The sequence below is a fragment of the Streptomyces sp. NPDC012637 genome, from assembly GCF_042954805.1.
In the GTDB taxonomy this organism is placed as follows: Bacteria; Actinomycetota; Actinomycetes; order Streptomycetales; family Streptomycetaceae; genus Streptomyces.
Genome location: NZ_JBIBDS010000010.1, coordinates 14,545 through 33,796, shown reverse-complemented (window position 1 = coordinate 33,796; position 19,252 = coordinate 14,545). Strand labels below are relative to the sequence as shown.

At 73.3% G+C, this 19,252-nt stretch carries 20 protein-coding genes; 11 read left to right on the top strand and 9 right to left on the bottom strand.

Annotated elements, in window-relative coordinates; translation table 11 throughout:
- The first annotated feature begins 23 nt into the window (after positions 1–23).
- The gene (locus ACFY8W_RS33155) at positions 24–1,418 is read left to right on the top strand and encodes a cystathionine beta-synthase (protein ID WP_391113478.1); all 1,395 of its coding nucleotides are present in this window, start codon (positions 24–26) and stop codon (positions 1,416–1,418) included.
- Positions 1,419–1,862: 444 nt separating this feature from the next.
- Here ACFY8W_RS33155 and ACFY8W_RS33150 read toward each other — a convergent pair whose 3' ends face one another.
- Positions 1,863–3,017, bottom strand: a complete 1,155-nt coding sequence (locus ACFY8W_RS33150; protein ID WP_391113475.1) for an AraC family transcriptional regulator ligand-binding domain-containing protein — start codon at positions 3,015–3,017, stop codon at positions 1,863–1,865.
- A 136-nt stretch (positions 3,018–3,153) separates the two neighbouring features.
- Here ACFY8W_RS33150 and ACFY8W_RS33145 point away from each other — a divergent pair, with 136 nt between their 5' ends.
- Both ACFY8W_RS33145 and ACFY8W_RS33140 read left to right on the top strand, forming a co-directional pair.
- A complete protein-coding gene (locus tag ACFY8W_RS33145; RefSeq protein ID WP_391113472.1) occupies positions 3,154–4,149 on the top strand; it encodes an endonuclease/exonuclease/phosphatase family protein in 996 nt (331 codons plus the stop codon).
- Between the two features lie 128 nt (positions 4,150–4,277).
- Complete coding sequence (locus tag ACFY8W_RS33140; protein WP_391113469.1) at positions 4,278–5,111, top strand: MurR/RpiR family transcriptional regulator; 834 nt, start codon at positions 4,278–4,280, stop codon at positions 5,109–5,111.
- A gap of 100 nt (positions 5,112–5,211) precedes the next feature.
- Here the strand turns inward: ACFY8W_RS33140 and ACFY8W_RS33135 are convergent, their stop codons facing one another.
- The 6 genes from ACFY8W_RS33135 to ACFY8W_RS33110 form a co-directional block, all read right to left on the bottom strand.
- Entirely contained in the window at positions 5,212–5,583 is a 372-nt protein-coding gene (locus tag ACFY8W_RS33135) for a hypothetical protein (RefSeq protein ID WP_391113466.1), read from the bottom strand.
- Between the two features lie 30 nt (positions 5,584–5,613).
- Positions 5,614–6,006, bottom strand: coding sequence for a roadblock/LC7 domain-containing protein (locus ACFY8W_RS33130; protein WP_391113463.1), 393 nt, complete (start codon positions 6,004–6,006; stop codon positions 5,614–5,616).
- A gap of 41 nt (positions 6,007–6,047) precedes the next feature.
- The gene (locus ACFY8W_RS33125) at positions 6,048–6,833 is read right to left on the bottom strand and encodes a transcriptional regulator (protein ID WP_391113461.1); all 786 of its coding nucleotides are present in this window, start codon (positions 6,831–6,833) and stop codon (positions 6,048–6,050) included.
- Entirely contained in the window at positions 6,830–7,225 is a 396-nt protein-coding gene (locus ACFY8W_RS33120; protein ID WP_391113458.1) for a hypothetical protein, read from the bottom strand. Before ACFY8W_RS33120 ends, ACFY8W_RS33125 begins: the two co-directional genes overlap by 4 nt.
- Before the next feature lie 136 nt (positions 7,226–7,361).
- Positions 7,362–7,841 (bottom strand): SRPBCC family protein, encoded by a 480-nt coding sequence (locus ACFY8W_RS33115; protein WP_391113456.1) that lies wholly within the window; start codon positions 7,839–7,841, stop codon positions 7,362–7,364.
- On the bottom strand, positions 7,838–9,208 hold the full coding sequence (locus ACFY8W_RS33110) for a diaminopimelate decarboxylase (protein ID WP_391113453.1): 1,371 nt from the start codon (positions 9,206–9,208) through the stop codon (positions 7,838–7,840). The genes ACFY8W_RS33115 and ACFY8W_RS33110 overlap by 4 nt, the downstream gene beginning before the upstream one ends.
- A 112-nt stretch (positions 9,209–9,320) precedes the next feature.
- Here ACFY8W_RS33110 and hutU point away from each other — a divergent pair, with 112 nt between their 5' ends.
- The 5 genes from hutU to ACFY8W_RS33085 are packed head-to-tail and all read left to right on the top strand — an operon-like array spanning position 9,321 to position 15,480.
- Positions 9,321–10,985 carry a urocanate hydratase gene (gene hutU / locus ACFY8W_RS33105; RefSeq protein WP_391113451.1) on the top strand — a complete coding sequence of 555 codons (1,665 nt, stop codon included), beginning with the start codon at positions 9,321–9,323 and terminating at the stop codon, positions 10,983–10,985.
- Positions 10,986–11,002: 17 nt separating this feature from the next.
- Positions 11,003–12,205 carry an allantoate amidohydrolase gene (locus tag ACFY8W_RS33100; protein WP_391114193.1) on the top strand — a complete coding sequence of 401 codons (1,203 nt, stop codon included), beginning with the start codon at positions 11,003–11,005 and terminating at the stop codon, positions 12,203–12,205.
- The gene (locus ACFY8W_RS33095; RefSeq protein ID WP_391114190.1) at positions 12,202–13,536 is read left to right on the top strand and encodes a formimidoylglutamate deiminase; all 1,335 of its coding nucleotides are present in this window, start codon (positions 12,202–12,204) and stop codon (positions 13,534–13,536) included. Before ACFY8W_RS33100 ends, ACFY8W_RS33095 begins: the two co-directional genes overlap by 4 nt.
- A gap of 17 nt (positions 13,537–13,553) precedes the next feature.
- The gene (hutI, locus tag ACFY8W_RS33090; RefSeq protein WP_391113448.1) at positions 13,554–14,801 is read left to right on the top strand and encodes an imidazolonepropionase; all 1,248 of its coding nucleotides are present in this window, start codon (positions 13,554–13,556) and stop codon (positions 14,799–14,801) included.
- A 22-nt stretch (positions 14,802–14,823) separates the two neighbouring features.
- Entirely contained in the window at positions 14,824–15,480 is a 657-nt protein-coding gene (locus ACFY8W_RS33085) for a VOC family protein (protein ID WP_391113445.1), read from the top strand.
- Between the two features lie 99 nt (positions 15,481–15,579).
- Here ACFY8W_RS33085 and ACFY8W_RS33080 read toward each other — a convergent pair whose 3' ends face one another.
- Together ACFY8W_RS33080 and ACFY8W_RS33075 are read right to left on the bottom strand one after the other, a co-directional pair.
- The gene (locus tag ACFY8W_RS33080; protein ID WP_391113443.1) at positions 15,580–16,224 is read right to left on the bottom strand and encodes a phosphotransferase; all 645 of its coding nucleotides are present in this window, start codon (positions 16,222–16,224) and stop codon (positions 15,580–15,582) included.
- 20 nt (positions 16,225–16,244) lie between these two features.
- Entirely contained in the window at positions 16,245–17,120 is an 876-nt protein-coding gene (locus ACFY8W_RS33075; protein ID WP_391113440.1) for a SigB/SigF/SigG family RNA polymerase sigma factor, read from the bottom strand.
- A gap of 169 nt (positions 17,121–17,289) precedes the next feature.
- Here ACFY8W_RS33075 and ACFY8W_RS33070 point away from each other — a divergent pair, with 169 nt between their 5' ends.
- The 3 genes from ACFY8W_RS33070 (at position 17,290) to ACFY8W_RS33060 (ending at position 19,053) form a co-directional block, all read left to right on the top strand.
- The gene (locus ACFY8W_RS33070) at positions 17,290–17,655 is read left to right on the top strand and encodes an anti-sigma factor antagonist (RefSeq protein ID WP_391113437.1); all 366 of its coding nucleotides are present in this window, start codon (positions 17,290–17,292) and stop codon (positions 17,653–17,655) included.
- Positions 17,656–17,775: 120 nt separating this feature from the next.
- Positions 17,776–18,207: an ATP-binding protein gene (locus ACFY8W_RS33065; protein ID WP_391113434.1), complete on the top strand. Its 432-nt coding sequence runs from the start codon at positions 17,776–17,778 to the stop codon at positions 18,205–18,207.
- A gap of 180 nt (positions 18,208–18,387) precedes the next feature.
- On the top strand, positions 18,388–19,053 hold the full coding sequence (locus ACFY8W_RS33060; protein WP_391114188.1) for a peptidase: 666 nt from the start codon (positions 18,388–18,390) through the stop codon (positions 19,051–19,053).
- Positions 19,054–19,252: the final 199 nt, after the last annotated feature.

Here is a 19,252-nt window from a genome sequence, read left to right as displayed (position 1 = left end):
TTACGGAGACCCCGGAGACTACGGTGCAATTCCACGACTCGATGATCAGCCTCGTCGGCAACACCCCGCTGGTGAAGCTCAACAGCGTCACGGCCGGCATTCAGGCGACCGTGCTGGCCAAGGTCGAGTACTTCAACCCCGGCGGATCGGTCAAGGACCGCATCGCCCTGCGCATGATCGAGGCGGCCGAGGAGAGCGGCGCGCTCAAGCCCGGCGGCACCATCGTCGAGCCCACGTCCGGCAACACCGGCGTCGGCCTGGCGATCGTGGCCCAGCAGAAGGGCTACAAGTGCATCTTCGTGTGCCCTGACAAGGTGTCCACGGACAAGATCAACGTCCTGCGCGCCTACGGTGCCGAGGTCGTCGTCTGCCCGACGGCCGTCGACCCGGAGCACCCGGACTCGTACTACAACGTGTCGGACCGCCTCGTCCGTGAGACGCCGGGCGCCTGGAAGCCCGACCAGTACTCCAACCCGAACAACCCGCGCTCGCACTACGAGACCACCGGTCCCGAGCTGTGGGAGCAGACGGAGGGGAAGATCACCCACTTCGTCGCGGGCGTCGGCACCGGCGGCACCATCTCCGGCACCGGCAACTACCTGAAGGACGCCTCCCAGGGCAAGGTCCAGGTCATCGGCGCGGACCCGGAGGGCTCGGTCTACTCCGGCGGCTCCGGCCGTCCGTACCTGGTCGAGGGCGTCGGCGAGGACTTCTGGCCCACCGCCTACGACCGCAACGTCGCCGACCGCATCGTCGCGGTGTCCGACAAGGACTCCTTCCAGATGACCCGCCGCCTCGCCAAGGAGGAGGGCCTGCTCGTCGGCGGCTCCTGCGGCATGGCGGTCGTCGCCGCGCTCGAGGTCGCCAGGGAGCTCGGCCCGGACGACGTCGTGGTGGTCCTGCTGCCGGACTCCGGCCGCGGCTACCTCTCCAAGATCTTCAACGACGAGTGGATGGCCGACTACGGCTTCCTGGAGGACACCACCTCCGCGACCGTCGCCGACGTGCTCCGCCACAAGTCGGGCGGCATGCCCTCGCTCGTCCACATGCACCCGGACGAGACCGTCGGCCAGGCCATCGAGGTGCTGCGCGAGTACGGCGTCTCCCAGATGCCGATCGTGAAGCCCGGCGCCGGCCACCCCGACGTGATGGCCGCCGAGGTCATCGGCTCGGTCGTCGAGCGCGAGCTGCTGAGCGCGCTGTTCACCCAGAAGGCCTCCCTGGAGGACCCGCTGGAGGACCACATGTCCTCGCCGCTGCCGCAGGTCGGCTCGGGCGAGCCGGTCGCGGACCTGATGGCGGTGCTCGGCGACGCGGACGCGGCGATCGTGCTCGTCGAGGGCAAGCCCACCGACGTGGTCAGCCGCCAGGACCTGCTGGCCTTCCTGGCCGCGAGCGGCGGTCCGAAGCAGCACTGACGGCCGGCCGGCCTCCGCTGGAGCCGCGGCGGGTGCGCGTTCGCGCAATCGGTACGAGCGCGACACGTACCCGCAGCACCCGCTTAACAAGGCACCGGCACAGTAGTCCTCGTCGGCGTCACGGACCTCCGGAGCGGCTCCCGGAACTCCTCGCACGCCGCGGACGCGGACCGGCCCTGACCCGGGCCCGTGTCCCTCGCGGGGACCGCCGTCGTCCCGCCCCCCGGAAACGGGGGTGCGGCGGTCCCCGCGCAATCCTCTTCCCCGGGCTCCCGGGCTCCGGGGCTCCCTTTCCGGGGCTCCCGGGCTCCTGCCCCGACCTCCTGGGTTCCTTTCCTGGCTCCTGGGCTCCTGCCCGAACTCCCGGGCTTCTTCCCGGTCCTGGGCTCTTCCCCGGCTCCCGGGCTTCTCCTCGCCTCTCCGACTCCCCGGTCCGGCCTCCGGTCAGCCCGCCGCACCCTTGCGCAGGGCGGACGGGGTCCGGCCGGTCCAGCGGTGCACGGCGCGGCGCAGCGCGCGGGCGTCGGCGTAGCCGTTGCGGGCGGCGATCGCGTCCAGGGTCTGGTCCGTGGCCGTCAGCAGATGGACGACGTGCGCGCGGCGCGCGGCGTCCAGCTCGGCCCGCCAGCTGGTGCCGTGCTCCTCCAGGCGGCGCTGCAGGGTGCGGCTGCTGACGGCGAGGCGCCGGGTCGCCGAGGCCAGGGTGGGGATCTCCTCGCCCTGCTCCAGGGCGGTCCTCAGCGTCGCCCGGAACAGGTCGAGCCAGGTGTGGAGCGGGATCGCCGTGGCGAGCGCCTGCTCGGAGTGCCGGCGCAGGAGGTCCGACAAGCCCGGCTGGGCGTGCGGTGCCGGGCAGCGCAGGTCGGCCGCGCGGAAGGTGACCGAGTCGGCGGCGCTCTCGAACTCGACGGCCCGGGTGCCGTACAGACCGGTCAGTGCGGCGTGCCGGCGCGGGGCCTTGGCGGCCAGGGTGACGCGGGTGGGCACGACCGGCCGGCCCGCCGCCTCGCCGATCCGCCGGCACAGCAGTCCGAGGGCGTAGGACCGGATCGCTGAAGCGGCCTCGTAGGTCAGCTCGGCGGTGTTGAGATGGCTGAGGGTGATGTGCCGCCCGTCGTCGCTGATCGTGACGGCCTCGGTCCCGGCGTCGGCCACCGCCGCCACGTGGTGGACGGCGTCCCGCAGCCCTTCGAGGGGCGTGGGCGCCGAGGTGAGCAGGTAGTCCCACACGCCCAGGCGGCCGAGGTGCGACCGGCCCGCCATCAGCTCGGCCACCTCCGGCCACGGCGCGTGGGCGACCATCAGCTCCCACAGCCGTACGTTCGTGGCGGAAGGGGTCCGGTACCGGTCGTCGTCGAGGTAGGGCGGGGCCAGGCCGGGCAGACCGGCGTACGCGTCAGGCCGGATGCCCAGGAGCGCGGCGGTGCCGGCGTTGAGCCGGGTGAACGCGGAAGGGGTCGTTCCCGGGTGCGCGGGCGGCGTGGCCGCGGACGGTGCGGATGACGGGGGCGCGGACGCCGACGGTGCGGTTGGCGCGGGAAGTCCCCTGAGTGGCGTGTCGGGCCCTGGGGCGTCCTGGCGCGGGGTACGTAGCGTCATGCCTGTCCTCGACCTCCGGGCGGTTCTCGTGTGCCGGCACCGGCTCGTCGGGGACAGTACCGACGATCGTTCGTGCCGCCCCGGGCGGCCCCCGGCCCTCGCGGGGATAGGGCCGGATGCTGCAGGGGAGGGACGGATGAAGGGAATCGTCGGCAGAGGGCGGGCCGCTCGGACGCGGCTCGCCGCGGTCGGCGCGCTGTGCGCCGCGCTGCTGCCCGCCGGGACGGTCCAGGCCGACACGGGCCCGGCCGGGACGGCGGCGGCCACGGCCACGACCACGTACACCGTGTGGCAGTGGAACGTGGCCGGCCAGAAGATCAACGGCGGGTCCGCCGGCACCGGCATGGTGGAGGGGGCCGTCGCCTCGATCGTGGGGCGGAACGCGGACTTCGCCGCGTTCAACGAGCTGTGCGGGAACCAGTGGCGCGCGCTCGTCGCCCAGCTGCGGGCCGCGGGCTGGCCCGCCGACTCCGCCAACTTCGGCCGCTTCGAGCCCAGCCGGCAGGCGAACAGCGGCGTCTGCGGCGGCGAGGAGTTCGGCAACGCGATCTTCAGCAAGCGCCCGCTCGGCACGGCCGACCGGATCCAGCTCCCCGACGACGGCACCGCCGAGAAGCGGAACATGCTCTGCGCGCCGCTGCAGGCCGATCCCGGGACGCGCTTCTGCACGACGCACATCACGGTGGCGTCCGACGCCGACAAGCTCGCGCAGCTCGCCGCCGTCCAGGGGAAGCTGGACACCTGGGTCAAGGCCGGCCAGAGGGTCGTGCTCGCGGGGGACCTCAACGTCCAGCCGCACTACCGGTCGCTCGACACGTTCTACTCCGCGACCCTGAAGACGACGGTCAACGGGAACAACTCGGGCCTCTTCCGGGAGGTCGACGACAACGACCCCGCCAACTGCCCCGGGTACGGCGAGTGGACGGCCGACGACCCGACCGTCAGTCCCTCCCCGTGCGGCACGCCGCGGAAGATCGACATGATCTTCGTCTCGGAGAGCGCGCTCGCCGCCCCCGACAGCTACAGCGGGGACTCGCTGGCGATCTCCACCGCCTGCGACCGCACGACGGCCTCGCCGGACGGACGCTGCTCGGACCACCGCATCCTCGTCGGCACCGCCACCCTGAAGTAGGGGACCGGATCGCCCCGCTCTCCTCCGCCGCCCGCCCGTCTTCTCGCAAGCCACGCTCCTCTGCTTGCCTGTCTGCATATGTTCATGCAGAGTTCCAGGTGGATGAATAGGCGGAGGAGGGGGACGGGATGAGCGACAGCCCGGCCGGACGGCTGCAGGCGCTCTTCGAAGGGCACCGGCTCACGCCGACCCAGCGGCGGATCGCGCACTGCATGGTGCGCCGCGCCGCCGACGTGCCGTTCCTGTCCAGCGTCGAGCTGGCAGAGCTCGCCGGAGTGAGCCAGCCGTCCGTCACCCGCTTCGCCGTGGCCCTCGGCTTCGACGGCTACCCGGCACTCCGCAGGCACCTGCGGGAGAGTGTGCCCGCGGTCGCCGAGGAGCACGCCGCGTACAACGAGTACCAGCAGGCCGTGCTCGGCGAGATCGAGAACCTGAAGCACCTCGCCGAACTGCTCGCCGACCCCGCGCCCGTCGAACGTGCGGGACGGCTGCTCGCCGCCTCGCGCCCGCTGCCCGTGCTGGGGCTGCGGGCCGCCTCGTCACAGGCCCGGGGCTTCGCCTACTTCGCGGGCAAGGTCCACCCCGACGTCCGGCTGCTCGACGAGGGCGGCTCGATGCTCGACGACCGCATCGACGCGGCCGCACGGGCCGGTGCCTCGGCACTGCTGTGCTTCGCGCTGCCCCGGCACCCGCGCGAGGTCGTCGACGCGCTCGCGTACGCCCGCTCGGCGGGCCTCACGGTGGTGACGGTCGCCGAGTCCGCGTTCGCACCCGTCGCCGCCCACAGCGACCTCCTCATCCCGGCCGCCGTCGGCACCGGCCTCGCCTTCGACACGGCATGCGCGCCGATGCTGCTCGGCCGGGTGCTCCTGGAGGCGATGGCGGACGAACTGCCGGACGCCCAGGCCCGCCTCGAGGAGTTCGACGGGAAGGCCGCCGCCCGGGGCCTGTTCGTGGACTAGGCCGCTCCTTTCGGATCTCGCAGGCGTCTCCGCCTGATCCGAAAGACACGCCCTGGGGGCAGGCCCTGCGGCTGCCCTGCCCCGGGGCGTCCACGTGTTCCTAGACCTCGAGTTCCGCCTCGATCTTCTTGAGCTGGTGACGGGCCATCGCCAGGTTGGCGCGGTTCTTGTCGAGGGCCAGGTAGAGGAAGAGGCCGCCCGAGCCCCGGGTCTTGAGCAGGCGGATCAGGTGGTACTGGGTGCCCAGGGTGATCAGGATGTCCTCGATCTCCTCCTTGAGACCCAGCATCTCCATCGCGCGGAGTTTGGCACGGACCACGTCGGTGTTGCCGGCCGCCGCCACGTTCAGGTCGAGGTCCTTGCCGCCGCCGATCGTGCCGAGGGCCATGCCGCTCGCGTAGTCGACGAGGGCGGCGCCGATCGCGCCTTCGATCTGGAGGGATTCCTTGAGGGAGGTCTCGGTGTTCGCCATGCTGTTTCCTTCGTGAGAGGGGAATTTCGGTCAGTTCGGGTCTCTGCGTTCCAGGGCGCCGTCGACGAGTTGGCCTATCCGCGCACTGGACCGGCGGGCTTCCAGATGGAGCCGGCCGACGTTGATCCTGGGTTCGGCGAGCAGGGTCAGGACGGCCGAGCCGCCCGCCGCGTACGTCGCCACGTAGCCGTGCTCGCCGCGGACCAGGAGCTCGCGGAAGCCGCCCTGCCCGGTGGTGTCGGCGAGCCGCTGCCCGACGCCGAGCGCGGCCGCCGTCAGCGCGGCCACGCTCTCCGCCCCGCCGTCCACCGCGTCCTGGGCCAGGACCAGGCCGTCGGCGCTGGCCGTCAGGGCTCCGGTGAGCTGCGGCAGCCGGGCCCGCAGCCGTCTCAGTTCGACGAGCACCTCGGCTTCAGCGGTCATCATTTGTCTCCTCTCGGCGCGCAGGCGCAGGGCACGCCTCATCACAGGGCTGCCTCCAGGGCGTCGCGGAGCCGGCGAAGCAGGGCGATGTCGGGGTCGGGGGTGGAGACCGCCTCGCCCATCCACGCGGGGACGGGGGGCGGCGGGGGCGGCGGCGCCTCGTGCGGGGTGTCGACCAGACCGGCCGCGGCGAGCCGCCGGACGTCGAGCAGGGTGTGGAACGCGGGCCGGCCGAGCAGCCGGGCCAGGTCCGCCGGCGTACGGACCCCGTCGGCCGACCTCAGCAGCGCCCGCTGGCGGGCGCCCACCGGCTGCCCGGGGGCGGCAGGCCGGGGCACGACGGGCGCGCGGTCGACGGCCGGGTAGGGCCACACGCTGTCGAGGAGTTCGCGGCGGCGCAGCGTCTCGCGCTCGACGGCTCCGGTGTCGACCGGCCGTACCGTGCCGAACCAGTGCCCCACCCCGTACCGGAAGCGGGTCGGGCCGCTGGCGGGCGCGAGGGCGAAGAAGGCCGCGTCGAAGACGGCGCCGAGGTGGCATATCTCGAGCTCCCCGTCGTGCAGCCGGCCGCTGTCGACCAGGAAGCGGCCGACCGCGCCGCGCGCCCCGGCCCGGTCCACGGCCTCGTCCCAGCCCTCGCGGGGCAGCCGCCCGGCGGCGGTGAGCAGGACGTCGACACCGGGGGAGTCGGGGCTCTCGGCGTGCACGACCCGGCCGTCGACGAGGTAGAGCGTGCCGTGGTCGCGGAGCAGCGCGCCGGTGGCCTTCTCGGCGGCGAGGCGGGTGAGCATCGGGGAGACGGTGGCGGCCGTGGCGGTGGCGGTCATCCGAGCACCAGCCGCTGGGCGAGGTCGCCGAGCCGGATGCGGGCGAGGGCGAGGTTGCCGGTGCTCCGGTCGAGCCAGAGGTGGAGACAGACGCTGCTGTCGAAGGCGGTCTCCACGAAGCGGATCACGTGGTAGCCGGCGCGGGTGGTGACGATCAGGTCCTCGACAGGCTGGGCGGCGGGGTCCGGCAGAGCGCCGTCGCCGGCCGGGGACTCGAACTCGGCCGCGGCCCGGGCGAGTTCGGCGCCCTCGGCGGCGGTAGTCTCGTGGTCGCCGACCGGGGACTCGCCCGCCGACCCGAGGGCCAGACCGCTGGTCCAGTCGACCAGCCAGGCCCCGCGTGCCCCCGGCAGGCTCATGGCCTCCAGCAGACACTCGTCGATTCCGGGCACGCGTGATCCCCTCCCGATGCGGCGTGCGGACGTACGGCAGTAACGGTGACGCTACTCAACGTCGTGGCCGTCGGCGGGAGTTCTGGCATTTTCCAGAGGAATTTGTCAGGACCGCTCAGTCGTCGCTCCGGCCCGCTCAGCCACTGCTCTCGATCGCTCGCGCGATCTCGTCCAGGTCCTTGCCGAGGGCCTTCGCCACCGCCCGGGAGCCCAGGCGGCTGATCAGCCGGGTGAACAGGCCGGGGGCGCGGTCGTGGGCGGGGCGGGCGCTGAAGGTCATGCGGAGGGTGGTCGCGGTGGCGGAGGCCGCGGGGCCCTCGGGGGCGAGGGTGATCTCGGAGACGTAGTGCATGCCGTGGGAGTCGGCGACGGTGACGTACCGCTCGGTGGGCTCGCAGACGGTCACGGTCATCTCCTCCGTGGCCGACTTGCCCATCATCCGGCGGGTCTCGCGCCAGCGGGTGCCCACCGCGAAGCCGCCCTCGGTGAGCACCTCGACCTTCTCCACGCCGGAGAGCACCCGCGGCATGTTCCGCAGGTCGGTGATCGATTCCCAGACCCGGCCGGGAGACGCGGCGACCCGGCGTTCGACGACCACGGTCGTGGTTGCTGTCATGGCTCCATGGGAGCACCGGCGGCGGACTCCCGCAGCGGCTGCCGTACGAGCGCGTCCGGGCGTTCGCCGCCCGATTCGGCCACGATCTCGTCGAGTGTCTGGGCCCGGCGGACGGTCGCGAAGGCGATGCCGCCCGCGTCCGTCGGGGTGAATCCGTGCACGGCGGGCCGGGGCAGGCTGTTGTACGCGTAGTGGTGGGCGAAGTAGTACGCGCCGGTGTCCGGGACGGCCACGACGTCGCCCGGGCGCAGCGGCGGCAGGGCCCGGCCGGTGCAGAGCAGGTCGCCGGCGAAGCAGGCGGGGCCCGCCACGTCCTGGACGAGGGGCTCGCCGGTGCGGGGCCGGCCCTCGGAGTCGTAGGCGAGGATCCGCAGCGGCCAGGACTCGGGGGCGTAGACGGTGCGGGTGGCGATCTGGACGCCGGCGTGGGTGACGGCGATGGGGCGGCCGCCCGAGGTCTTGGTGTACTCGACGCGGGCCAGGACGGTCCCGTGCTTGGCGAGCAGCGAGCGGCCGAACTCGGTGACCAGCGCGTACCGCCCGTCGAGCAGCCCGGGGACGGTCGACGCGAGCAGTGCCGCGTACTCGGCGTAGGTCGGGGTCTCCTCGTCGGAGGCGAAGTTGACCGGCAGCCCGCCGCCGATGTCGAGGGTGTCGATCTGCTGCCGGCCGGCCTTGGTGTTGATCTCCTCGGCGAGCTCGTACGCCTCGCGTACGCCTTGGGCCATCAGGGCGAGCGGGATGCCCTGGGAACCGGTGTGGGTGTGCAGCCGGGTGAGCCAGGGACGGTCCAGGTACGCCCGGACGACCGCCTCCCGGGCGTCCGCGTCGCGCAGTGCCACGCCGAACTTGGAGGTGGCGGTCGCGGTCGACAGGGCGCCGATGGTGCCGGCGCCGACCTGCGGGTTGACCCGGACGCCGAGCGGCGAGGCGGTGGGCGCGGAGGCGACGAGGGCGTCGAGCCTCGCCAGTTCCTGGAGGTTGTCGGCGTTGACCGCGATGCCGAGCGCGAGGGCCTGGCGCAGCTCGGCGGGCGTCTTGGCGGGGGAGTCGAGGACGGTGCGGGTGGGGGGCACGCCGGCCGCGCGGGCCAGGGCCAGTTCGCCGGGGCTCGCGACCTCGACGCCGAGGCCCGCCTCGTGCAGGAGGCGGAGCACGGGTACGAGCGGGCAGGCCTTGACGGCGAAGGCGTGCAGCACGGGTGCGTCGGTGACGGCGGCGAAAGCGCTGGTCAGGGCGGCCGCGGAGGCGCGGATGCCGGTGGTGTCGAGGAGGGCGACGACGGGTTCGGCGGCGGAGAGGAGGCCTTGCTCGACGGCGGCGCGGACGGCCTGGTCGCGAGCGTGCTCCCGACGGGTCGAAGTCATGCGTTCATCCCACCACCGGGCGGGTCGGCGCCGCAGCTGTTGACTAAGACTATTCAGTCGCTCAGGATGTGAATACCTGAATGAATAGCCGACGAGCCGAGGAGGCATCGCCATGTCAGGACCCCGCCCCGTACGGGCCCCGCGCGGTACGGAACTGAGCGCCCTGGGATGGCAGCAGGAGGCCGCCCTCCGGATGCTGCAGAACAACCTCGACCCCGAGGTCGCCGAGCACCCCGACAAGCTCGTCGTCTACGGCGGCACCGGCAAGGCCGCCCGCGACTGGCGCTCCTTCGACGCCATGGTCCGCACCCTGAAGACCCTCAAGGCGGACGAGACCATGCTGGTCCAGTCCGGCCGCCCGGTCGGCGTCATGCAGACCCACGAGTGGGCCCCGCGCGTCCTCATCGCCAACTCCAACCTCGTCGGCGACTGGGCCAACTGGGAGGAGTTCCGCCGCCTGGAGCAGCTCGGCCTCACCATGTACGGCCAGATGACGGCCGGCTCCTGGATCTACATCGGCACCCAGGGCATCCTCCAGGGCACCTACGAGACCTTCGCCGCCGTCGCCGCGAAGAAGTTCGGCGGCACCCTGGCCGGCACGATCACCCTCACCGCCGGCCTCGGCGGCATGGGCGGCGCCCAGCCGCTCGCCGTCACCATGAACGACGGCGTCGCCATCTGCGTCGACTGCGACCCGCGCGCCATCGAGCGCCGCATCGAGCACCGCTACCTGGACGTGAAGGCCGACAACCTCGCCCACGCCCTCCAGCTCGCCACCGAGGCCCGCGACGCCCGCCGCCCGCTCTCCATCGGCCTCCTCGGCAACGCCGCCGAGCTGCTCCCGCAGATGCTGGCCGAGGGCGCGCCGATCGACATCGTGACGGACCAGACCTCCGCCCATGACCCGCTGTCCTACCTGCCCGTCGGCGTCGCCTTCGAGGACATGGCCGACGCGGCCGCCAAGGACCCGGCCGGCTTCACACAGAGGTCGCGCGAGTCCATGGCCCGGCACGTCGAGGCCATGGTCGGCTTCATGGACGCCGGCGCCGAGGTCTTCGACTACGGCAACTCCATCCGCGGCGAGGCCCAGCTGGCCGGCTACGACCGCGCCTTCGCCTTCCCCGGCTTCGTCCCGGCCTACATCCGGCCGCTGTTCTGCGAGGGCAAGGGCCCGTTCCGCTGGGCCGCCCTGTCCGGCGAGGCCTCCGACATCGCCAAGACCGACAAGGCGATCCTCGACCTCTTCCCCGAGAACGAGTCGCTGCACCGCTGGATCAAGATGGCCGGCGAGCGCGTCCACTTCCAGGGCCTGCCCGCCCGCATCTGCTGGCTCGGCCAGGGCGAGCGCGACAAGGCGGGTGCCATGTTCAACGACATGGTCGCCGACGGCACCCTCGCCGCGCCCCTCGCCATCGGCCGCGACCACCTCGACTGCGGCTCCGTGGCCTCCCCGTACCGCGAGACCGAGGCCATGCTCGACGGCTCCGACGCCATCGCCGACTGGCCGCTGCTCAACGCCATGGTCAACGTGGCCTCCGGCGCCTCCTGGGTGTCGATCCACCACGGCGGCGGCGTCGGCATGGGCCGTTCCATCCACGCCGGCCAGGTCTCGGTCGCGGACGGCACCAAGCTCGCCGGCGAGAAGATCCGCCGCGTGCTGACCAACGACCCGGGCATGGGCGTCATCCGCCACGTCGACGCCGGCTACGACATCGCCGAGCGGGTCGCCGACGAGAAGGGCGTCCGCGTCCCGATGCGCGAGGGCGACGACGCGTGAGCACGTCCTTCCACGCCATGTGGACGTCGCTGCGGCCCATCGGCCGCAGCGACGCCTCGGGCGGATACCGCCGCTACGCCTGGACCGGCGCCGACGCCGACTGCCGGCTCTGGTTCCGCATGCAGGCGGAGGCCCGCCGCCTCGACGTCGAGACCGACCGCAACGGCAACCAGTGGGCCTGGCTCGGCGACCCCGCGGCCGGTGACGCCGTCGTCACCGGCTCCCACCTGGACTCCGTCCCCGACGGCGGTGCCTTCGACGGCCCGCTCGGCGTCGTCTCCGCCTTCGCCGCCCTCGACGAACTCCGCGCCCGCGGCGTCTCGTTCAGGCGGCCCCTCGCCATCGTCAACTTCGGCGACGAGGAGGGCGCCCGCTTCGGGCTCGCCTGCGTCGGCTCCCGGCTCACCTCCGGGCAGCTGACCAAGGACAAGGCCTTCGAGCTGCGCGACGCCGACGGGATCAGCCTCCCGCAGGCCATGGAGGCCGCCGGCCACGACCCCGAGGCCATCGGCCCGGACCAGGAGCGGCTCGCCCGCATCGGCGCCTTCGTCGAACTGCACGTCGAGCAGGGCCGCGCCCTGGACCTGTCCGGCGACGCCGTCGGCATCGCCTCCGCCATCTGGCCGCACGGCCGCTGGCGGTACGACTTCCACGGCGAGGCCAACCACGCCGGCACGACCCGGCTCGTCGACCGGCGCGACCCGATGCTGCCGTACGCCGAGACCGTGCTCGCGGCCCGCCGCGAGGCGGAACTCGCGGGCGCCGTCGCCACCTTCGGCAAGATCGCGGTCGAGCCGAACGGCGTCAACGCCATCCCGTCGCTCGTGCGCGGCTGGCTCGACGCGCGCGCCGCCGACCAGGAGTCCCTGGACGCCGTCGTCGCCGGCATCGAGACCGCGGCCCGCGACCACGCCGTGCGCCAGGGCGTCGACCTCGCCGTCGTGCGCGAGTCCTTCACGCCGGTCGTGGAGTTCGGGCACGCGCTGCGCGAGGAGATGGCACGGATCCTGGGCGAGACGACCGGCGACAAGGTCCCGGTCCTCGGAACCGGCGCGGGACACGACGCGGGAATCCTGTCCGCCTCGATCCCGACCGCCATGCTGTTCGTACGCAACCCCACGGGCGTCTCGCACTCCCCGGCCGAGTTCGCGGCCGAGGACGACTGCGTGGCGGGCGTCCGCGCACTCGCCGACGTACTGGAGGGCCTGGCGTGCAGGTGACGACGACGTACTGGCTGGAGCACGCCTGGCTCGGCACGAACGTCGAGCCGGGTGTCGTGCTCGACGTCTCCGACGGCCGCATCGCGGCCGTCCGGACGGGCGTGCCGACCCCGCCGCCCGGCGCCGAGGTGCTGCGCGGCTTCACCGTGCCCGGCCTGGCCAACGCCCACTCGCACGCCTTCCACCGGGCGCTGCGCGGCACCGTCCAGGTCGGCTCCGGGACCTTCTGGACCTGGCGCGAGGTGATGTACACGGTCGCCCAGCGCCTCACTCCGGACAGCTACTTCGCCCTCGCCCGCGCCGTCTACGCGGAGATGGCCCTGGCCGGCATCACCTCCGTCGGCGAGTTCCACTACCTGCACCACGCGCCCGGCGGTACCCCGTACGCCGACCCCAACGCCATGGGCGAGGCCCTGATCGCGGCCGCCGGGGAGGCCGGCATCCGGATCACCCTCCTCGACACGGCCTACCTCTCGTCCGGCTTCGGCGCGGCACCGGAGCCGCACCAGCTGCGCTTCGGCGACGGCACGGCCGACGCGTGGGCGGAGCGGGCGTCGCTGCTGAAGGAGCGGGAGGGCGTCCGGATCGGCGCGGCCATCCACTCCGTACGGGCGGTCCCGGCCGACCAGCTGTCGACGGTGGCCGGCTGGGCACAGGGCCGTCAGGCCCCGCTCCACGTCCACCTCTCCGAGCAGACCGCCGAGAACGAGGCCTGCCTCGCCGCCCACGGCCGCACGCCGACCCAGCTCCTCGCCGACCACGGCGTCCTCGGCGCGCGGACCACGGGCGTCCACAACACGCACATGACGGACGCCGACATCGCGCTGATCGGCTCGACGGCGACCGGCACCTGCATGTGCCCGACGACCGAACGGGACCTGGCGGACGGCATCGGCCCGGCCGTCGCCCTCCAGCGCACGGGCTCCCCGCTCTCGCTGGGCAGCGACAGCCACGCGGTCATCGACCTCCTGGAGGAGGCCCGCGCGATGGAGCTCGACGAGCGCCTGCGCACCCGCACCCGCGGCCACTGGACCGCGGCGGCGCTGCTGCGCGCGGCGACCGCGGACGGCCACGCGGCGCTGGGCTGGCAGGACGCGGGATCCCTGGAGGCCGGAGCGCTCGCCGACTTCACGACGATCGCCCTGGACTCCGTCAGGACAGCGGGGCCGGTACCGCGTCTGGCAGCCGAGACGGCGGTATTCGCAGCGTCGGCCGCGGACGTGCGGCACACGGTCGTGGGCGGGCGTCACGTCGTGCGGGACGGGGTCCACTCCTCCGTACCGGACGTGGCCCGCGCCCTCGCGGACTCGATCGCCGCCCTGCGCGGCTGAAGGGGAGATCTCTCAACATGAACACGGGCCCGGCGGCGAGGAACAACCCGGCGGCCACCTCCGCTCCCACGAGCGCGAACAGCGCCGTGGCGACGGCCGCCACCGCCATCGTCAACATCGCCAGCCTCGTCACGAACGATCCCTCCCTCGGTGATGGCAGCGCTCTGGGTCTGATCCAGGACGCGGCCGTCGTCATCGAGGGCGACCGCGTCGTCTGGGTCGGTGAATCCAGCAAAGCACCCGCCACTGACAACCGGGTCGACGCCGGCGGCCGGGCCGTGGTCCCCGGCTTCGTCGACTCCCACTCGCACCTGGTCTTCGCGGGCGACCGCACGGCGGAGTTCAACGCGCGGATGTCCGGCCAGGCCTACAAGGCCGGCGGCATCCGCACGACGGTCGCGGCCACGCGCGCCGCGTCCGACGCCGAACTCTCCGCGAACGTCGCCCGCTACATGTACGAGGCCCTGCGCCAGGGCACGACCACCTTCGAGACCAAGTCCGGCTACGGCCTGACGGTCGAGGACGAGGCCCGCGCGCTCCGCATCGCCGCCGAGCACACGGACGAGGTCACGTACCTCGGCGCCCACATCGTCTCGCCCGACTACGCCGACGACCCGGCCGCGTACGTGGACCTGGTGACCGGCGAGATGCTGGACGCCTGCGCCCCGTACGCCCGTTGGGTCGACGTCTTCTGCGAGAAGGGCGCCTTCGACGGCGACCAGGCCCGTGCGATCCTCACGGCCGGGCAGGCGAAGGGCCTCCAGGCGCGCGTCCACGCGAACCAGCTCTCGTACGGCCCCGGCGTGCAGCTGGCGGTCGAGCTGGACGCGGCGAGCGCGGACCACTGCACGCACCTGACGGACGCCGACGTCGACGCGCTGGCGAACTCGTCGACGGTCGCCACGCTCCTCCCGGGCGCGGAGTTCTCGACGCGGGCGCAGTGGCCGGACGCGCGCCGCCTGCTGGACGCGGGCGTCACCGTCGCCCTGTCCACGGACTGCAACCCCGGCTCCTCCTTCACCTCTTCCGTGCCCTTCTGCATCGCGCTCGCCGTCCGCGACATGGGCATGACCCCGGACGAGGCAGTGTGGTCCGCCACCGCCGGCGGCGCGGCGGCCCTGCGCCGCACGGACGTCGGCCGCGTCGCCGTGGGCGCCCGCGCGGACCTCGCCGTCCTCGACGCTCCGTCGCACGTGCACCTGGCGTACCGCCCGGGCGTGCCGCTGGTCGCGGAGGTCTGGCGCAGGGGACTGCGAACCGTCTGACGGCTTCGCTAGGTTGGCGCGCATGAACGAGATCCAGAAGATCACGCCGCGCCGCTTCCGGGAGACTCCCGGCCTCGACGACTGGCGGGTCCTGGGCGAAGGAGCCTGTGCGTACTTCCGCACCGGCACCTTCGCCGCGGGCGCCCGCTTCGTCGCCGAGCTCGCCGCGCTGCCCGAGACGGCGGACCGCGCCCCGGACGTGGACGTACGCCCGGACGGGGTCACGGTCCGCCTGGTCACCGTGACGGACGAGCTGTACGGCCTGACCGAGGGCGACCCGGCCCTGGCCCTGCGGATCTCACGCCTCGCCGCGGACCTCGGCCTCACGGCCGATCCCTCCGCCCTGACCGCCGTCCAGGTCACCGTGGACGCGATGGCCATCGACAAGGTCACGCCCTTCTGGCGCGCCCTCCTCGGCTACGAGCACCGCGCGGGCAGCCCGGAGGACCTCATCGACCTCCGCCGCCGCAACGCCGCCTTCTACTTCCAGCAGATGGACACCCCGCGCCCCCAGCGCAACCGCGTCCACGTCGACGTCTGGGTCCCCTACGACCAGGCCGACTCCCGCATCGCCGCAGCCCTGGCAGCGGGCGGCACCCTCGTCACCGACGCCCACGCCCCGTCCCACTGGGTCCTGGCGGACCCGGAGGGCAACGAGGCGTGCGTGGGCACGCTGTGAGCTGGACGCCGCCCGCTGCCGGTCAGGCGAGCCGGAGCGCCGGCCGGCGGTGGCGCGTCGGCGGGACGTCGACCATGTCCGCCGCCTCCGGTGCGGTGTTCAGCCGGCCGTGACCAGTCCGGCGGCCGTCGCCACGGCCGCCCGCTCCTCGGCCGACAGGTTCGGGTCCGCCGCGCGGAGGACGGCCGCCTCCGGGACGTACGGGGAGACGGGGGCGTCGAGGCGGTCGAGCAGCGCGGCCAGGGCGGCGCGGGCGCCCGGTGCGTACGGCGCGGGGGAGAGGGCCGCCTCCGCGAAGAGGAGGGCGGACATGGCGCGGTCCAGGCCCGGCGGGCCCTCCCGGGCGGTGCGCCAGTCGATGACGACGGGGCCCGCCGCGGCGAGGACGACGTTGCCGGGGTGCAGGTCCAGGTGGATCCACGGCGTGAGGTGGAGACGGTGGAGCAGGTCGGCGAGGAGCGCGCCCACGGCCTCGGCGGTGACGTCGCCCACGGCGCCCGCCTCCAGGAGCGTCGGCCCGGTCAGGCGCTCCATGACCAGGTCGGGGCCCGCCGCGCGGGCGACCCGCGGCACGGGGTAGCCGTGCCGCGCGAGGTCGCGCATGATCCGGGCCTCGGGCCCGGTGTCTCCGCCGTCGCGGTACCGACGCAGCACCCGGCCCTCGTCCGTCCCGGTGAGGGCGTACACATCGGCCGACCGGCCCGTACCGAGCAGCGCGCCGGTCCCGACGGGTACGTCGTCCACGGCGCCCTCCCCTCGGGGCCTCACTCCTCGGCGGTCAGGCCCCTGCGCAGTCGCGCCAGCGTACGGGACAGCAGTCGCGACACGTGCATCTGGGAGATGCCCAGCTCCTCGCCGATCTCCGACTGGGTGAGCCCGGCCGTGAACCGCAGCGACAGGATGCGGCGTTCGCGCGGCGGGAGCGAGGCGATCATCGGCTTGAGCGACTCGATGTACTCGATGCCCTCGATGCCGTGGTCCTCGTAGCCGAGCCGGTCGGCGAGGGTCGCGCCGTCCGCGTCGGTCTCCTCGGGCGGCGCGTCGAGCGAGCTCGCGGTGTACGCGTTGGCGGCGGCCATGCCCTCGACGACCTCTTCGGTACGGATGCCCAGTTCGCGGGCGAGCTCCTCGACGGTGGGCGCCCGGTCGAGGCGCTGGGCGAGTTCGTCGCCGGCCTTGGCCAGGTCGAGGCGGAGCTCCTGGAGCCTGCGCGGGACGTGCACCGACCACGAGGTGTCGCGGAAGAAGCGCTTGATCTCGCCGATGATCGTCGGCATCGCGAAGGTGGGGAACTCGACGCCGCGGGCCAGTTCGAAGCGGTCGATCGCCTTGATGAGGCCGATCGTGCCGACCTGGACGATGTCCTCCATCGGTTCGCTGCGGGTGCGGAACCGTGAGGCGGCGAACTTGACCAGGGCCAGGTTGAGTTCGATCAGGGTGTTGCGGACGTACGCGTACTCGTGGGTGCCCTCCTCCAGGTCGCCGAGGCGCGCGAAGAGGGTCTTCGACAGGGCGCGCGCGTCGTGCGGCGCGATCTCGTCGGCGGGCGGGATCCTCGGGAGTTCCGCGAGGTCCGGGGCCGCGGGGTCCGGGAGCGTGTGGTCCGGTACGTCGAGCCGGGGGGACATGGTCTCCTCCATCGTTGTCTCGCTGCGGTTTGCGGCGCCTCCAGAGCCGGCCAAGTGGAAGGTGTCGTTCTAGGCCTACCGGTTCCACCCCGATGGTTGCAAGTGGCAATTGTCCAGTTCATTACGGTTTGAGGTGGAGCTTGTGTGCGGCACACACGGGAGCGCTTGTATGGTTCGACGCATGTACCGCCAGCACATCGGCAGCGCACCCGGGCGGTTCCGGGTCGAGGTCCGGACCGTGGGGGCGAGCGAGGTGCTCACCCCCGTGGGTGAGCTCGATCACCACACCGCCGAACTGTTGCGTGCGCCACTCGACCACGCGCTCGACGAGGGCCGGACACGCCTCGTACTCGACTGCTCACGCCTCGAGTTCTGCGACTCGACCGGGCTCAACGTCCTGCTCGGCGCCCGGCTGAGAGCGGAAGCCGCCGGCGGCGGGGTCCATCTGGCGGCGATGCGGCCCCCGGTGGCCAGGGTCTTCGAAATCACCGGAGCGGACGCCGTCTTCACCCTCCACGACTCGCTCGACTCCGCCCTTCCCGGCTGAGCGCGCACCCCGTCCGCCCGGCGCGCCCCTGTCGGGACGGGGCGCGGCTCCGCCACCCTGTGTCCTGAACCCGTCAAACTCGTCAAACGGTTGATCCGGCTGAATCGGTGAGGTGAAGCGTTGAAGGAGACCGCCTCCGGCGACCCCGAGGTCCGCACCCTCGCCCTCGGGGCGGCCAGTGGCACCGTTCCGCTCGCGCGCGACTTCACCCGGCAGGCGCTGTACGACTGGGGCTGGCTGCCGGCCGCGACCGCCGACCGCAGGGCCGCCGCCGAGGACGTCCTGCTCGTCGTCTCCGAACTGGTCACCAACGCCTGCCTGCACGCCGAGGGTCCCGAGAGCCTGCGCGTGCTGCGTCTCGCCGAGGTGCTGCGCCTGGAGGTCGCCGACCGCGGCGCCGGCCAGCCCGCCCCGCGCACCCCGCACCGGGCCGGACGGCCGGGCGGCCACGGCATGTTCATCGTCCAGCGGCTCTGCCGCGCCTGGGGCATCGACCGGGTGCCCGGCGCCCCCGGCAAGACCGTCTGGGCGGAACTCGCCGCGCCCGCTTAGTCCGTGCGGCTCTCGCGTGGCCCGTGTGGCCCGCGTAGGACTTTCACAACTTTCTCTCTTCCCTCCGTAAGGCCCCCGGCGTACCTTGACGGCCAATCTGATAGACCGTCAGCAACCTTGCGGTGAGGGGTGTTCGAGGTGCCGGACCCGAGGAGAACGGCCCGTGGGCTGACGGCGGCGATGGCGGTGGCGGGCTCGGCCGTCCTGCTCTCCGCGCCCGCCGCCCACGCCGCCGTCATCGACGTCGACTACGCCTGCGAGACCAAGATCGGCCCAAAGAGCGCGGTCTCGCCCGTCGACATCAAGGCCGAGAAGAACGGCAGCTCGTACACGGTCACGATGTCCTTCGACAAGGGCGTCTCCGACAGTCCCATCGAGCTGCCCAAGGGCGTCATGACGCCCCGTGCCGAACTCGTCGTCGGCGGCGCCGACACCGGCAGGGTCCAGGTCAAGGGAGTGCCGAACACGGCGGCCATCCCGCCCAACACGCCTATCAAGATCGGTCAGTTGACGGGCACCTACAAGCCGAAGAAGAGCGGCAAGGTCACCTTCACGGCGGGCACCCTCACCGTCCACGCGCTCGGCATGGACGCGGCCGTCTGCAAGCCCTCCAACAACCCCAAGCCCTCCCTCGAACTCGACGTGACGGCCGCCGAGGGCGGCGGTTCCGGCGGATCCGACGACTCCTCGGGCGGTACGACGCAGTCGGGAGCCGGCCAACTGCCCAAGACCGGCCCGCTCGACTCGGCCGCCGCACTCGGCACCCTCGGCGGCACCGTGCTGCTCACCGGCACGGCCGGGGTGCTCTGGCTCACCCGGCGCACGGCACGGCACACGGCACGCTGATGCGGGCGGCACGGGCCGGGAACGGGAGGACCGGGGCCGGGGGAGGGGCCGAGACCTGGGCCGGTGACGGTGCGGAGGCGGGGACCGGCGGCGGGGTGGAGTCCGGGAACGGCGGCGCGGCCGAGACCTGGACCGGCGGCGGATCCGGGGTCCGGGCCGTGGGCGGAGTGGAGGCCCGGGCTTGGCCCGGGCATGGACG

Excerpts from the sequence above, each read along its gene's own strand:
- ACFY8W_RS33060 (WP_391114188.1), top strand. The coding sequence starts at position 18,388 with ATGGCGGTGGCGGGCTCGGCCGTCCTGCTCTCCGCGCCCGCCGCCCAC.
- ACFY8W_RS33140 (WP_391113469.1), top strand. The coding sequence starts at position 4,278 with ATGAGCGACAGCCCGGCCGGACGGCTGCAGGCGCTCTTCGAAGGGCAC.
- ACFY8W_RS33110 (WP_391113453.1), bottom strand. The coding sequence starts at position 9,208 with ATGACTTCGACCCGTCGGGAGCACGCTCGCGACCAGGCCGTCCGCGCC.
- ACFY8W_RS33085 (WP_391113445.1), top strand. The coding sequence starts at position 14,824 with ATGAACGAGATCCAGAAGATCACGCCGCGCCGCTTCCGGGAGACTCCC.
- ACFY8W_RS33135 (WP_391113466.1), bottom strand. The coding sequence starts at position 5,583 with ATGGCGAACACCGAGACCTCCCTCAAGGAATCCCTCCAGATCGAAGGC.
- hutI (WP_391113448.1), top strand. The coding sequence starts at position 13,554 with ATGAACACGGGCCCGGCGGCGAGGAACAACCCGGCGGCCACCTCCGCT.
- ACFY8W_RS33100 (WP_391114193.1), top strand. The coding sequence starts at position 11,003 with ATGTGGACGTCGCTGCGGCCCATCGGCCGCAGCGACGCCTCGGGCGGA.
- ACFY8W_RS33145 (WP_391113472.1), top strand. The coding sequence starts at position 3,154 with ATGAAGGGAATCGTCGGCAGAGGGCGGGCCGCTCGGACGCGGCTCGCC.
- ACFY8W_RS33150 (WP_391113475.1), bottom strand. The coding sequence starts at position 3,017 with ATGACGCTACGTACCCCGCGCCAGGACGCCCCAGGGCCCGACACGCCA.
- hutU (WP_391113451.1), top strand. The coding sequence starts at position 9,321 with ATGTCAGGACCCCGCCCCGTACGGGCCCCGCGCGGTACGGAACTGAGC.
- ACFY8W_RS33125 (WP_391113461.1), bottom strand. The coding sequence starts at position 6,833 with ATGACCGCCACCGCCACGGCCGCCACCGTCTCCCCGATGCTCACCCGC.
- ACFY8W_RS33130 (WP_391113463.1), bottom strand. The coding sequence starts at position 6,006 with ATGACCGCTGAAGCCGAGGTGCTCGTCGAACTGAGACGGCTGCGGGCC.
- ACFY8W_RS33070 (WP_391113437.1), top strand. The coding sequence starts at position 17,290 with ATGTACCGCCAGCACATCGGCAGCGCACCCGGGCGGTTCCGGGTCGAG.
- ACFY8W_RS33075 (WP_391113440.1), bottom strand. The coding sequence starts at position 17,120 with ATGGAGGAGACCATGTCCCCCCGGCTCGACGTACCGGACCACACGCTC.
- ACFY8W_RS33115 (WP_391113456.1), bottom strand. The coding sequence starts at position 7,841 with ATGACAGCAACCACGACCGTGGTCGTCGAACGCCGGGTCGCCGCGTCT.